Genomic DNA, 13,563 nt, shown 5'->3' with positions numbered 1-13,563 from the left:
TGCATAGTAATTGGCAGGTGCCCTCCCCCGATTGGTACCTGCCACCCCCCAACATATGAGGTTGCGATGATTACACGGCTGCTGCAAATTGCAGCAACAACCCTTTGGTTGCTGGTGGCTCTTTCCTATCAAACCACAATTGCAGCACCAGCAAATGCTTCTACGTCTGAGCTGAGACAGCATATTAATGCACTGGCCACAGGCAAAATTAAAGACAAACCCAGGCGTATTGAAGCGCTAGCACAATTAGGCAGCAACAAGGCTATTGCTGCACTTAATGCCCTGATTGAAGGGCGGCTATACAGCGACAAAGCCAGCACTCAGGTTTTTATGAAGCATGGCGATCATTTTGTCGATCCGCTGTCGTTGACAGCTGTCAACACAACGTCAAAGCTCAAAAAAGTAAAAGCTAATAACAAGGTGCGCCGTATTGCCCGCGCCGCTATTGCTCGGCTTACATTAAAAAGCCCGAATAGTGAGCAGCGTTTACAAGCCGTAGAGGTGATGTTTAAAGCGGCTGACCATAAACTTTTGCCTCTCATAGATGAGGCTCTCGAGTTTGAAAAAGAGCAAGAGGTAAAACAAAAACTATTAGAAATAAGAGCAGCGATAACACTACAAAACAAACATGCTAGCAAAGAAGCACAGTTGGAAGCTATTGGCCAGTTGCGCCAAATGGGCTCGCAGCAAGCACTTGGCAAGTTACAGGCATTTATAAATAATTCGGGAGCGAGTGCGGCAGCGCTGAAAGCTGCAGACCTTGCTATTAAAGCCATTGAGAAATCGCAGGCGATTTGGGGTGTCTTCCAAAATATTTGGTATGGCTTATCGCTCGGCTCGGTTTTGCTGCTGGCTGCCATTGGCCTTGCTATTACCTTTGGCGTTATGGGTATTATCAATATGGCCCATGGCGAAATGGTTATGCTGGGGGCCTACACAACATTTGTGGTGCAAGAGGTTATCCGCACGAGCTTCCCCGGTCTTTTTGAGTACTCATTGCTCATCGCCTTACCACTGGCTTTTCTCGTTGCAGGTGCAGTTGGGTTTGCAATGGAGCGAAGCATCATTCGTTTTCTCTATGGCAGACCGCTGGAAACTCTACTGGCAACATGGGGTGTTTCGCTCGTATTGCAGCAAGCCATTCGTAGTATTTTCGGCCCAACCAATAAAGAAGTTGGTAATCCCGAGTGGATGTCTGGTGCGTTTGAGTTAGGTGGCTTGATGCTCACCTATAACAGGCTTTGGATACTGGCATTCTCTCTCATTGTATTTGCAGGTATTTTGTTGGTCCTCAACCGCAGCCATTTTGGTTTGCAAATGCGGGCAGTAACACAAAACCGCCGTATGGCCGCATCTATGGGAATTAAAACCCCGTGGGTTGATGCGTTCACGTTTGCGCTTGGCTCGGGCATTGCCGGTATTGCGGGTGTGGCGCTTTCGCAAATTGCCAATGTTTCACCCAACTTAGGGCAAAGCTATATCATTGATAGCTTTATGGTGGTTGTGTTTGGCGGCGTTGGTAACTTATGGGGCACGCTTGTTGGGGCCATGAGCCTTGGGGTGGCCAATAAATTCTTAGAGCCCTATGCAGGCGCTGTGCTTGCCAAAATCCTCACGCTGGTTGTGATTATCCTGTTTATTCAAAAGAAACCGCGCGGCCTGTTTGCGCAAAAGGGAAGGGCGGTAGAAGCATGATCTCGCAAGCGCTATTTACACGTTTCTCGCTCGGTGCCAGAGTGCTGATAATATCGTTATGTGTGGTTGCTATTTTGGTGCCAGCTGCCAACCTGTTGTTGCCGCCTGAGCATTTCGCCCATGTGCCTAGTCACCTTTTGCCACTGTGGGGCAAGTACTTGTGTTATGCCATGCTTGCTTTGGCACTCGATTTGGTTTGGGGTTATTGCGGTATTTTATCATTAGGTCACGGGGCGTTCTTCGCCCTTGGAGGCTATGCCTGTGGCATGTATTTGATGCGCCAAATTGGCCCGCGTGGTGTTTATGCCGATCCAGTACTGCCAGATTTTATGGTGTTCTTGAATTGGCAGGAGCTGCCGTGGTTCTGGCAGGGGTTCGACCAGTTCTGGTTTGCCATGCTTATGGTGGTAGCTGTCCCCGGGCTGTTGGCATTTGTCTTTGGCTGGTTTGCGTTTCGCTCGCGCGTTACCGGTGTTTATCTTTCTATTATCACACAAGCGCTTACCTATGCTTTGTTGCTGGCTTTTTTCCGTAATGATATGGGCTTTGGTGGCAATAATGGCCTGACAGACTTTAAAGATATTCTCGGATTTTCGCTACAAGCAGACACAACACGAGCAAGCTTATTTGCAGCCAGTGCACTGTTGTTAGCGCTGGTGTTTGTGGTGTGCCAGTTCATCGTGAGTTCCAAGCTGGGTAAGTTGATGCAGGCGGTGAACCATGCTGAGTCTCGCGTCCGTTTTACCGGTTATCGGGTCGAGCATATTAAGCTGTTTGCTTTCGTGGTTTCTGCCATGATCGCTGGTATTGCAGGGGCGCTCTATGTGCCGCAAGTGGGTATCATCAACCCCGGCGAGTTTGCGCCAGCCAACTCCATTGAAGTGGTTATTTGGACAGCTGTCGGCGGGCGGGGCACGTTGCTTGGTCCTATTATCGGTGCACTGCTGGTAAATGGCGGAAAAAGTTATTTTACTGCGGCATTCCCGGAAGTCTGGCTGTTTGCTTTGGGGGCTTTGTTTGTGGCGGTTACGCTGTTTTTGCCACACGGGCTTATGGGCTTGTTCAAGCAGATCTGTACCCGATTTAATAAACGCAGTGCTACTGCGGCCAAAGTAACTCCTCTCATGAAACCGGAGGCCGCAGAATGAGCAAATTCCTAGAAAATACGCCGCTGTTGTATCTGGATGGGGTAAGTGTTGCTTTTGATGGCTTCAAGGCCATTAATAATCTCTCACTGGTTGTTGAGCATGGTGAAATGCGGGCGATTATTGGCCCCAATGGCGCTGGTAAAACCACGATGATGGACATTATCACCGGTAAAACACGGCCTGACCATGGAACGGTACTGTTTGAGGGGCAAGACCTAACGTTGCATGATGAGGCGCAAATTGCCAATATGGGTATTGGCCGCAAGTTCCAAAAGCCAACTGTCTTTGAAAACCACAGTATCTACGACAACTTACTGCTGGCGCTAAAGGGCAGCCGCAATGTGTTTCAAGCCTTATTCTCCACACAAAGTACTGAGCAAAAACAACGTATTGATGAAATTCTAGCGGTTATTCGGCTGGAAAATCGGCGCGATACCTTGGCCGCTGATCTTTCGCACGGACAAAAGCAGTGGCTAGAAATTGGCATGTTGTTGGCGCAGGACCCGAAGCTGCTGTTGGTGGATGAGCCGGTTGCCGGAATGACAGATGCTGAAACTGTAGAAACGGCAAAGTTGCTTCGTGAAATATCAAAGACCCGCTCTGTTGTTGTGGTGGAGCATGACATGAGTTTTATTCGTGATCTGGATGTGAAGGTCACCTGTCTTGCAGAAGGGGCGGTGCTTTCAGAAGGCTCGCTCAACCATGTTTCCAGTGATCCAAAAGTGATCGAAAGTTATTTGGGGCGCTAACATGTTGCAATTATCAGTCGAAAAAGTTGATTTGTTTTATGGTGCTGCCCAAGCATTGCGTCAGGTGAGCCTAACCGCCGAACCGCGCTCGATTACTTGCGTTTTGGGGCGCAATGGTACCGGCAAATCCTCGTTATTGCGGGCAATTACCGGCCACCAACCAATATCGAACGGTGAAATTTGCCTTAATCAGCGCACACTAGGGAGTGCTGCACCTTTTACGCGGGCAGCTAAGGGTATTGCCTATGTACCGCAGGGGCGCGAGATTTTCCCGCTATTGAGTGTTGAAGAAAACCTACAAACCGGTTTTGCGCGTTTGCCACGCGGTGAGCGCCATATACCGGAATATGTGTTTGATTTGTTTCCGGTACTTAAAGATATGATGGGGCGAAGGGGTGGGGACCTTTCTGGTGGGCAGCAGCAGCAGTTGGCAATTGGCCGTGCTTTGGTCACCCGGCCAAAGTTATTGGTACTGGACGAACCGACAGAGGGAATACAGCCTTCTATTATCAAGGATATTGGTCGCGCTATCCAGCATTTGCGTAATGAGTTTGGCCTAACCATTTTACTTGTCGAGCAGTACCTTGATTTTTGCCGCGAGCTTGCCGACCGCGTTTACATATTAGACCGTGGCGAAGTTGTTGCCCATGGTGTGGCAGAAGATTTGGACCGTGATGATGTACGCGCCCACCTTACCGTATAGCAGCTTAACGCCCGCCATTAACCCGCAGCCCCTAATTATGCAACGCAGCACTGGGCGGGGACTGGTGCGTGTTAAAGCGGGGCAGGGCGGTGTTGCAGGGCACTCAACCCGGCTCGACAGCCTTTGGCAAGAGGGCGCGGCAAAAATACGGTTGCCGAAGTCATATAGCACCATGCCCGAGGCGGTGCTGATTAATACCAGTGGTGGTCTGACAGGGGGTGACAGCCTTCACTGGACAGCAGAGGCGGGAGATAGGACCCGCCTCTGCATCACTACTCAAGCCTGCGAAAAGCTATATGCGGCCACAAGTGATGCGCCAGCAGCAAAAGTTGACAGCTGTCTACTTCTTGGTGCGGGGGCTGAGGTGCATTGGTTGCCGCAGGAGACAATCGTTTGCAATAACAGCAAAATAAAACGCGGTTTAAATGTGCAGCTAGATGAAACGGCAAGGTTTCTTGCCATTGAGAGCTTTGTTTTTGGTCGTCAGCACATGGGCGAGCATATAACCAATACGCAAATTAGCGACATATGGCGCATACACCGTGGCAATAAACTATGCCATGCCGAAAACTTTAAGTTGCAAGGCAATGTGGTGCACCAGCTAGCGGGGCGTTCGCTTATAAATAACCTAAGTGCTTGTGCAACAATCGTTTATGTGGGTCCTGAGTGTCAGGACCAGTTAAATGCCACTGTACAATCGCTGAAAGTAAAGCTTGGTTTGACCAACGCTAAAGCACAGATGCAACAGTTTATAAGTGTTTGTGCCATGCCCCATAAAATTGTTGTGCGGGTGCTTGCGCAAGACAGTTTTCGCTTGCGGCAAAAATTGCGCCCCTTGCTAGAAGTTTTGCGCCCCGAGTTGGCACTACCCAAATATTGGAGCTTGTAGATGAATTTAACACCCCGTGAAAAAGACAAGTTGCTTATTGCGATGGCTGCTATGGTCGCACGCAACCGCCATGCGCGCGGCGTAAAGCTCAACCATCCAGAAGCTATTGCAATTATTACTGATTTTGTTGTTGAAGGTGCGCGTGATGGCCGCTCAGTGGCTGAGCTTATGGAGGCTGGTGCGCATGTTATTAGCCGGGAGGATGTGATGGAGGGCATACCAGAGATGATCCATGACATTCAGGTAGAGGCCACATTCCCCGACGGGGTGAAGCTGGTGACCGTACACGAACCAATTCGCTGAGGGAGGAAGAACTATGCTAGAAATGCGTCCGGGCTGTGAGTGTTGTGATAAAGACCTGCCAGCCGATAAAGAAGGTGCCTTTATTTGCAGCTTTGAATGTACTTTTTGTCAAGATTGCGCTGAGAATACGCTGCATTACGATTGCCCAAATTGCGGCGGTAAGCTCATTCCCCGCCCATTACGGCCAACCGCAAAGCTAATTCAGTTTCCGGCGGTTAGTAAGCGTATCTTGAAAGCTGGGGGCTGCAAATGAGTTCTACCCCTTTCATTCCCGGTGAGGTGATACCCGCTAGCGGCGATATTACTATGAATGCTGACCGATCAAGCACCATATTGCGGGTTGCCAATACCGGCGATAGGCCGGTGCAAGTGGGCAGTCACTACCATTTTGCTGAGGTAAATAAAGCACTTAGCTTTGATCGCGAAAAAGCGCAGGGCAAACGGCTGGATATTGCGCCTGGTACAGCGGTGCGATTTGAACCGGGGCAGGAGCGAGAAGTCAACCTGATTGAAATTGGTGGCAAGGCGCGAATCTGCGGCTTTCAAATAACGAATAAAGGCTAGGAGGTTTCCATGGCAACAACACTCTCTCGGGCTGCCTATGCCGATATGTTTGGTCCAACTACGGGAGACAAGGTGCGCCTTGCCGATACCGATTTGATAATCGAAGTTGAGAAAGACTTCACCACCTATGGTGAGGAGGTCAAGTTTGGCGGTGGTAAGGTTATTCGCGATGGAATGGGGCAAAGCCAACTCTCACGCGCGCAAGGGGCGGTGGATACGGTTATTACCAATGCGCTGATTGTAGATTACACCGGCATTTACAAGGCAGATGTAGGCCTGAAGGGCGGGCGTATTCATGCCATTGGCAAAGCGGGCAACCCGGATATGCAAGGGGGCGTTGATATTATTATCGGCCCCGGCACCGAGGCTATTGCGGGCGAGGGCAAAATTCTCACAGCTGGCGGAATGGACTCGCACATTCACTTTATCTGCCCGCAGCAAATTGAAGAGGCGTTGGCCTCGGGCGTCACCACCATGCTTGGCGGGGGCACTGGTCCGGCTCATGGCACACTGGCAACCACCTGCACCCCCGGTCCTTGGCAAATTGCGCGGATGATAGAGGCGGCAGATGCTTTTCCCATGAACCTTGCCTTTGCCGGTAAGGGCAATGCCAGCGAGCCGCAAGCACTGGAAGAAATGGTAAAGGGCGGCGCTTGTGCATTGAAATTGCACGAGGATTGGGGCACCACGCCCTCTGCCATTAACACCTGTTTGCAAGTGGCCGATGCCATGGACGTTCAGGTTATGATTCATACAGACACCTTGAACGAAAGCGGTTTTGTTGAAAGCACGCTGGAGGCCATCGGCGGGCGCACTATTCACGCTTTCCATACCGAAGGGGCAGGGGGCGGCCATGCACCGGATATCATCAAAATATGCGGCTTTGACAATGTCCTGCCCGCCTCTACCAACCCCACACGGCCCTACACGGTGAACACGGTGGCAGAGCATTTGGATATGCTGATGGTTTGTCACCATCTGGATACCAACATACCCGAGGATGTGGCTTTTGCGGAAAGCCGCATTCGTAAGGAAACCATAGCAGCTGAAGACATTTTGCACGATATGGGGGCGTTTTCCATCATTGCTTCCGACAGTCAGGCGATGGGACGGGTGGGCGAAGTGCTTATTCGCACATGGCAAACAGCTGACAAAATGAAAAAGCAGCGCGGGGCATTACCAGAAGAAAACGGCGATAACGATAACGAACGGGTTAAGCGCTATATCGCCAAATACACCATCAATCCCGCCATTGCCCATGGGTTATCGAAGGAAATCGGTTCGCTGGAAGTAGGCAAACGTGCTGATCTTGTGCTGTGGTCCCCTGCGTTTTTCGGGGTCAAGCCCGAATTGGTGCTGTTGGGCGGCTCCATTGCCCATGCACAAATGGGCGACCCCAACGCGTCAATTCCCACCCCCCAGCCGGTGTATTTGCGGCCCATGTTTGCCAGTTATGGCAAGAGCCGCACCAACTCCTCGGTGGTTTTTGTTTCTCAAGCCGCGCTGGATGTGGGTTTACCATACCAATTAGGCACAGAAAAACAAATGGTTGCAGTGGAGAATTGCCGATCCGATATCTCCAAAGCCAGCATGAAGCTCAATACAGCAACACCTCATATGCAGGTAGACCCGGAAACCTACGAGGTGCGGGCCAATGGCGAGTTGCTCACCTGCGAACCGGCGAAAACTGTTCCTATGGCACAAAGGTATTTCTTATTCTGATGATTAGGCTCGATACACTTATTGAAGCGAGGCAACTGGATGCCAAGGTTTTGCAAATTAACCCGACGCATATCATCGCGCTAGACCATGATGGCCGTCATTTACGCCGTAAGGGGCTGCAAGTGGCTGCTATCGGCGCATCTGATGTGCCCACATTGCGGGTGCTGGTAGACCTGCCCAAGGCGAAGCAGCTGCAACATGGCGATATGCTGGTGGGCGAGGGCGTTGTTTTACTGGTTAAGGCGGCAAGTGAACCGCTGTTGAAGGTGCGGGCAAGAGATGCCCTGCACCATGCGCAGCTATGCTGGCATTTGGGCAACCGTCACCTTGCCTGTCAGATCGCGCTTGATCATATCCTGATCCTGCGAGACCATGTTATTGCGCAAATGTTACAGGGGCTGGGGGCGCAACTGGAAGAGGTAGAGGCCCGCTTTACCCCGCTGCGCGGAGCCTACCACTCCAGCAACACAGCGCACAGCCATCACCATGCGCATCATAACGGCCATAGTCATGAGCATGAACACGGTCATAGCCATGGATGAAGGCGGCTATCGCATTAAGCACGTGGTGGGAGAGGGGACTACACTCAACACCCCAATGCTAGCACAGCAATTGCTGTTACAAAGCTGGTTCTCGCCATTGTTTCCTATTGGCAGTTTTGCTTATAGCCATGGGCTGGAAACCGCCATTAATGCCGGGCTGGTAGCTAGTGTAACAGATGCCCAAAACTGGCTAAGTGACCTAAGTCGCTATGGCAGTTTATGGAATGATTTGCTGCTGCTGCAAGCAGCATGGCAGGCCACAGCTACGCAAGACATTGCAGAGCTGAATACCATTAACCAGCTGGCATTGGCGCTGGCCCCCTGTAAAGAGCGCCTGAGCGAAACCTGTAATCAGGGGGAGGCGTTTTGGGCTGCGGCCCAAGCATGGCTGCCCGCAGACCACAAGATTGTGCTGGAGGATGATAGCTGGACACAGCCGGTTGCCGCGGGTGTAACTGCGCAGTTGTGCGGGGTAGAACTAACTGCGGTACTGGCCGCATATGCCCATGGCTTTTTAGGCAACTTGATTAGCATTTTACAACGTGCCCTGCCCATGGGCCAAGTGGATGCCATGCAAACGCTGGCCGCTCTATTACGCGAGTTGGAAGAGGTGATCGCCGCACTTTCCACGAGTAGCCTTGATGATTTAGGGGGCTGCGCATTGATGAGCGATTTATGCGCCATGGCACATAGTGATGAAACAACAAGGATTTACCGCACATGAAAACAGAACGTGGCCCCTTGCGTGTGGGCATTGGCGGGCCGGTTGGCTCTGGTAAAACCGCACTAACCGAGCAGCTTTGCCGCTTACTGCGAGATCATTTGTCGCTGGCGGTGATTACCAACGATATTTACACCAAGGAAGACGCCGAGGCGTTGGTCCGTGCCCAAGCGCTCAGCTCGGATCGGGTTATTGGCGTTGAGACGGGCGGTTGCCCGCACACAGCCATTCGTGAGGACGCCTCGCTCAACTTGCGGGCTATTGACGAACTGGTTAAACGGTTTCCGGATTTGGATATGGTGTTGATTGAATCTGGTGGCGACAATCTGGCGGCGACTTTCTCGCCGGATCTGGCCGATATCACCCTCTATGTGATTTCGGTGTGTCAGGGCGAAGAAATTCCGCGCAAAGGTGGACCGGGCATCACCCGTTCGGACCTGCTGGTAATCAATAAGGCAGATTTAGCGGTGCATGTGGGGGCAAGTATTGCAGTGATGGATAAAGATGCCAAAGCACAACGGGCGGAGCGGCCCTATTGTTTTACAGATATGAAAACCGGTAGTGGGGTTGATGAGGTGCTGGCATTTTTACGCGATTGCGGCGGGCTGGAAATACCAGCGCGTGACTATGTGTTTTAGAGTGATCAATTTAACCTACAGCACCTCAAAAACAACGCACTACACGTAACGGGTTTGGTGCAGTGCGTTGCTTGTTTTATTCGGCGGCGAGTAGCCCGGCCTTAGGTGCCGACGTATTACTGCGTGTGCCATCTACGGCGAGTTGGGGGAGGGGCGATACAACCGGGCTGTTGCTCACCGGATCGGCATAAACACAAGCGCGAATACCGTAGACAGCTGTCAACATTTGCGGTGATATCACTTCTTCAGGCTTTCCTTTTGCGAAAATCTGCCCTTCCTTCATCACCACAAGGTCACTGGCATAGCGGGCCGCCTGCGCAATATCATGAAGCACAACAATGCAGGTCCGCCCTTTGGCATGGAGCTTTGCCAGCAGCTCCAACGTTTCGTACTGGTATTTTAAATCCAGAAACGATGTTGGCTCATCTAACATGATGTAAGGCGTATCTTGCGCCAGTGCCATGGCAATAAAAGCCCGTTGCCGTTGCCCGCCAGAAAGTTCGCTCAAGCGGCGGTCTTTCAGGGCTTCCAAACCGGTTTGTGTTATGGCTTCGGCGACCTTCTCCCGGTCTTCCTGGCTGGCAAATCCAAATAGGCCCTGATAGGGGGCACGCCCATACCCCACCAGTTGTTCTACCGTTATGGCAGCCGGAACCGCAGGGTTTTGAGGCAAGAAGGCAATTTTGCGGGCAACCTCTTTGCTTGAGCTGGCCAGAATATCCAAGCCCGCCACCTCTATTTGTCCGCTTTGTGCTTTTAAAATGCGGCCGATTGTTTTTAAGAGGGTGGACTTGCCACAACCATTGGGTCCGATAAGACAGGTAAAACTGCCTGTTTCAATGTGCAGGTTGATGTTTTGTAAAGCAAAGTTTTCGTAACCGGCACGTATGTTTGCGAGGCGAATTGTCATCCGGTTGTCTCCCGATCACTTTTAAGCATAAGAACAATAAAGAAAGGCGCGCCGAATAACGCTGTCAAAACACCGGCCGAAACCTCGATTGGCGGTGCAAGGGCACGGCCCACGCAATCGGCAAGCACAACCAGCAACATACCAACGAGCATGGCACAAGGCAGCATATGGCGTGTTTGCCCGCCAACCAGCCGCGTTGCCATGTGCGGTGCCATAAGGCCGACAAAGCCCAACACACCCACAACACCTACAGAAATGCTGGCAAGCACTGTGGCGGTAAGTAACGCAATAAACCGCATTAGAGCGGGCCTTTGCCCCAAGCCTATGGCTGTTTCATCTCCCAAACGCAAAATATCCAGCTGATACGAGAGACTAAAAGCAAGGCCACTGAGCAATACAATCGGAAGCCATACAGCCTCAACGTGCGACCATGTCCGGCTCCACAGTGAACCGGTTAGCCACATCATCGGAGCCGCTTTTTCGGGCGAGGTGTTGGCTACAAGGTAAAAATCAACGCCGCTATCAAACAACATGCCAACAGCAACGCCAACCAAGGCCAAACGCACAGGAGATAACCCCCGCCAATGGGCCCCAAGCAAAACAATTGTCGCTGCCAGTGCCCCGCCAAGAGTTGCAACTACGGGAATGTTGGTGAGCGTCATTGTGGGGAACAACGCGATCATTAAACAAGTGGCAAATGCTGCGCCAGAGTTAATGCCCACGACTTTGGGACTGGCAAGCGGGTTGCGAATAACCGCCTGAATGAGACTACCGGCAATGGCAAGCGCGCCACCGGTAAGCAGTGCAAGTACAATGCGTGGTGCACGTGATGTGAGCAGTATGTACTTTTGCTGAGGTCCATCCAGGTTAAATAGCGTGTTGGCCAACACTTGCGGGCTGATGGCAATTGCACCTATTTTGAGGCCCCAGATGCAAGAGAGAACCAGCGCACTGAGCAAGATAAGATAAATAACACTGCGCTGCTGCAGGCTCGAAGAAATGAGTGCGCTCATAGGCCCATCTCCTTAGAGAACAGCGCCTGATACACAAAATATGGCGCACCTATAATTGCAGCGATAACACCAAGCGGCAGTTCTTCGCCAGTAATTACGATTTTCGAAAACGCTTCGGCATAAAGCATTAAAGCTGCACCACCAAGTGCAACCGCTGGCACCAATTGACGGTGGTTACTGCCAATCATTGCACGGCATAAATGCGGTATCACCAAGCCGACAAAAGCAATGGGGCCTGCCACACTTACGCTAATGCCGGTTAAAGTGGCCGCAATCAGCGCGCCGAGTACCAACGTAATATGCGGGTTTGCGCCCACGCCCTGTGAAGCCGCTTCGCCCAGTGCCAGCAAGTTGAAGCGATGCGCAAGCAATACGCTGGCGATAATGCCAAAAAGGCTTAGTGCCAAAAGTAACGGGGTGTCATGCCAGCGCACTCCGGCGACATCGCCCGTTGTCCATAAAATGACATCCCGCGAGACTTCATCATCAAGCGTGAAAGAAAAACGGACCATGGCAAAGGAAAAAGCCCCAACGGCAACGCCAGACAATATGAGCCGCAAGGGGCTGACTTTCGCCCGCAAGCCTCCAGCAAAGCTAAACGTCAGTATGCCTGCAAATAAAGCGCCCAAAACGGCCATGGCCTCGTCTGCAATTGGAAAGAAGCCAGGAAGCATAATGGCGAGCGTCATCCCCAACGCAGCTCCTTGGTTAATACCCAATATGGAAGGTGAGGCAAGATTATTACGGGTGATTGCTTGCAGTATTAAGCCGGAAAGACCCATATTGATGCCAAGTAACCCCGCAATAAGTGTACGTGGTAGCCGAATATCTACCATTATGGATTGGCTAAGACTTGGGGAGTCCCAATGGGTAATAACAGCAAGTAAATCGGCAATACCCACATCAGCTCGCCCCCCCACATGTAAAGATAGCACCGCCCCAAGGAGCAGTGCTACCAATAATGTCAGCCATTGAAAGGACTTGACTATCATTTATTTTGCATCTTTTTTTGCAACTTGATCCATGGCGTTGACGAGTTCGTCAAAGGTAACTTCGGCGGCAACAACACCACGAAGGCGTGCCCAGGTATGGCCGCTGACATAATAGACTTGGTCATTCTTTACGGCATCGATAGATTTAAAGAGCGCTTCATCGGCCCAATCATCAGTCAATGCAGGCGTAGAATAGCGGCCAAGCAGCAAAACACCCGGGTTAATTTGCGAGAGTTGTTCAAGAGTTGTTTTCACATAAGCACTCTCGTAACTAACCCCTTCACCATTGGCAGAAAGAGCCAGTGGCAAGTCAAGGGCCTGTAGTAGGGAGCCGTTGTAAGAGTGCGGCGCATGCAGATACAGTCCGCGAGAGCTAACAACACCGAACTGGAATGTCCGGCCCTGTTTTTTCGCGGTTGCTACTTTTGCCTTTACCTCTTCAAAGCGTGCTTTGTGTGCAGCAATGCGGGCCGTCATTTCCTTGCCTTTACCGATAGCATCGCCAATGACTTGCGCTTGCTTAAGTGCGCTTTGGTAATTACCGGTCAAACTGTCGAGCACAATGGTTGGTGCAATCGCTGACAGCGCTTTATATGCGCTGCTATGGCGGGTTTTATCGGCAATAATCAGATCGGGTTGTAAGCTGGCAATCAGCTCAAGACTTGGGGATTTGCGTGCGCCAACCGAGACAAAATCATTACCAATAATATCGCGGTATTCTTTGGTAATACGCTCAGGTTTATTGTCATCGGTTAGCCCAACGGGTGAAACCCCAACAGCAGCTAAACTATCGACAAACGAAAATTCCAAAGCAACAATCCGCTTTGGTTGATCTGCAACTGTTGTTGTGCCCAGTTCGTGCTGCACTTCACGCGCTGCAAGCCCTTGAGTGCTTGCGATAAACGTAAAACCAGCAATCATTAGAGATAAAAAACGCCCCATGTTCATTCCCTAGCTTGATATTGATTATCATT

Annotated in this window: 16 protein-coding genes; 12 read left to right on the top strand and 4 right to left on the bottom strand. The window is 51.3% G+C overall.

The genetic code is table 11. The features are described from left to right. Positions 1-66 precede the first annotated feature (66 nt). The 12 genes from urtB to ureG are packed head-to-tail and all read left to right on the top strand — an operon-like array spanning position 67 to position 9,674. Complete coding sequence (gene urtB, locus AYK67_RS14235; RefSeq protein WP_082735840.1) at positions 67-1,695, top strand: urea ABC transporter permease subunit UrtB; 1,629 nt, start codon at positions 67-69, stop codon at positions 1,693-1,695. After that, a complete protein-coding gene (gene urtC, locus AYK67_RS14230; RefSeq protein ID WP_082735839.1) occupies positions 1,692-2,843 on the top strand; it encodes an urea ABC transporter permease subunit UrtC in 1,152 nt (383 codons plus the stop codon). The genes urtB and urtC overlap by 4 nt, the downstream gene beginning before the upstream one ends. After that, entirely contained in the window at positions 2,840-3,592 is a 753-nt protein-coding gene (urtD, locus tag AYK67_RS14225; RefSeq protein WP_068088199.1) for an urea ABC transporter ATP-binding protein UrtD, read from the top strand. The genes urtC and urtD overlap by 4 nt, the downstream gene beginning before the upstream one ends. A gap of 1 nt (position 3,593) precedes the next feature. Then, a complete protein-coding gene (urtE, locus tag AYK67_RS14220) occupies positions 3,594-4,295 on the top strand; it encodes an urea ABC transporter ATP-binding subunit UrtE (protein WP_068088197.1) in 702 nt (233 codons plus the stop codon). Next, positions 4,270-5,184: an urease accessory protein UreD gene (locus AYK67_RS14215; RefSeq protein ID WP_068088195.1), complete on the top strand. Its 915-nt coding sequence runs from the start codon at positions 4,270-4,272 to the stop codon at positions 5,182-5,184. The genes urtE and AYK67_RS14215 overlap by 26 nt, the downstream gene beginning before the upstream one ends. Then, positions 5,185-5,487 (top strand): urease subunit gamma, encoded by a 303-nt coding sequence (locus AYK67_RS14210; RefSeq protein ID WP_068088193.1) that lies wholly within the window; start codon positions 5,185-5,187, stop codon positions 5,485-5,487. Positions 5,488-5,500: 13 nt separating this feature from the next. Then, positions 5,501-5,740 (top strand): DUF1272 domain-containing protein, encoded by a 240-nt coding sequence (locus tag AYK67_RS14205; protein ID WP_068088191.1) that lies wholly within the window; start codon positions 5,501-5,503, stop codon positions 5,738-5,740. Next, complete coding sequence (locus tag AYK67_RS14200) at positions 5,737-6,051, top strand: urease subunit beta (protein ID WP_068088186.1); 315 nt, start codon at positions 5,737-5,739, stop codon at positions 6,049-6,051. Before AYK67_RS14205 ends, AYK67_RS14200 begins: the two co-directional genes overlap by 4 nt. A 9-nt stretch (positions 6,052-6,060) precedes the next feature. Continuing rightward, positions 6,061-7,773: an urease subunit alpha gene (gene ureC / locus AYK67_RS14195; RefSeq protein WP_068088183.1), complete on the top strand. Its 1,713-nt coding sequence runs from the start codon at positions 6,061-6,063 to the stop codon at positions 7,771-7,773. Then, positions 7,773-8,315, top strand: a complete 543-nt coding sequence (locus AYK67_RS14190; RefSeq protein WP_082735837.1) for an urease accessory protein UreE — start codon at positions 7,773-7,775, stop codon at positions 8,313-8,315. The genes ureC and AYK67_RS14190 overlap by 1 nt, the downstream gene beginning before the upstream one ends. Then, a complete protein-coding gene (locus AYK67_RS14185) occupies positions 8,284-9,039 on the top strand; it encodes an urease accessory protein UreF (protein WP_162265115.1) in 756 nt (251 codons plus the stop codon). The genes AYK67_RS14190 and AYK67_RS14185 overlap by 32 nt, the downstream gene beginning before the upstream one ends. After that, entirely contained in the window at positions 9,036-9,674 is a 639-nt protein-coding gene (gene ureG, locus AYK67_RS14180) for an urease accessory protein UreG (protein WP_068088177.1), read from the top strand. Before AYK67_RS14185 ends, ureG begins: the two co-directional genes overlap by 4 nt. Positions 9,675-9,750: 76 nt before the next feature. Here the strand turns inward: ureG and AYK67_RS14175 are convergent, their stop codons facing one another. The 4 genes from AYK67_RS14175 to AYK67_RS14160 are packed head-to-tail and all read right to left on the bottom strand — an operon-like array spanning position 9,751 to position 13,531. Continuing rightward, a complete protein-coding gene (locus AYK67_RS14175) occupies positions 9,751-10,584 on the bottom strand; it encodes an ABC transporter ATP-binding protein (protein ID WP_082735835.1) in 834 nt (277 codons plus the stop codon). Next, entirely contained in the window at positions 10,581-11,597 is a 1,017-nt protein-coding gene (locus tag AYK67_RS14170; protein ID WP_068088174.1) for a FecCD family ABC transporter permease, read from the bottom strand. Before AYK67_RS14170 ends, AYK67_RS14175 begins: the two co-directional genes overlap by 4 nt. Beyond that, positions 11,594-12,589: a FecCD family ABC transporter permease gene (locus tag AYK67_RS14165; RefSeq protein WP_068088171.1), complete on the bottom strand. Its 996-nt coding sequence runs from the start codon at positions 12,587-12,589 to the stop codon at positions 11,594-11,596. Before AYK67_RS14165 ends, AYK67_RS14170 begins: the two co-directional genes overlap by 4 nt. Further along, the gene (locus AYK67_RS14160; protein WP_068088168.1) at positions 12,590-13,531 is read right to left on the bottom strand and encodes an ABC transporter substrate-binding protein; all 942 of its coding nucleotides are present in this window, start codon (positions 13,529-13,531) and stop codon (positions 12,590-12,592) included. It abuts the gene before it with no gap. Between the last annotated feature and the right edge of the window lie 32 nt (positions 13,532-13,563).

Source organism: Polycladidibacter stylochi, from assembly GCF_001562055.1.
Taxonomy (GTDB): Bacteria; Pseudomonadota; Alphaproteobacteria; order Rhizobiales; family Stappiaceae; genus Pseudovibrio; species Pseudovibrio stylochi.
The sequence above is the reverse complement of the archived record's forward strand: the minus strand, read 5'-3'. Positions and strand labels throughout refer to the sequence as shown.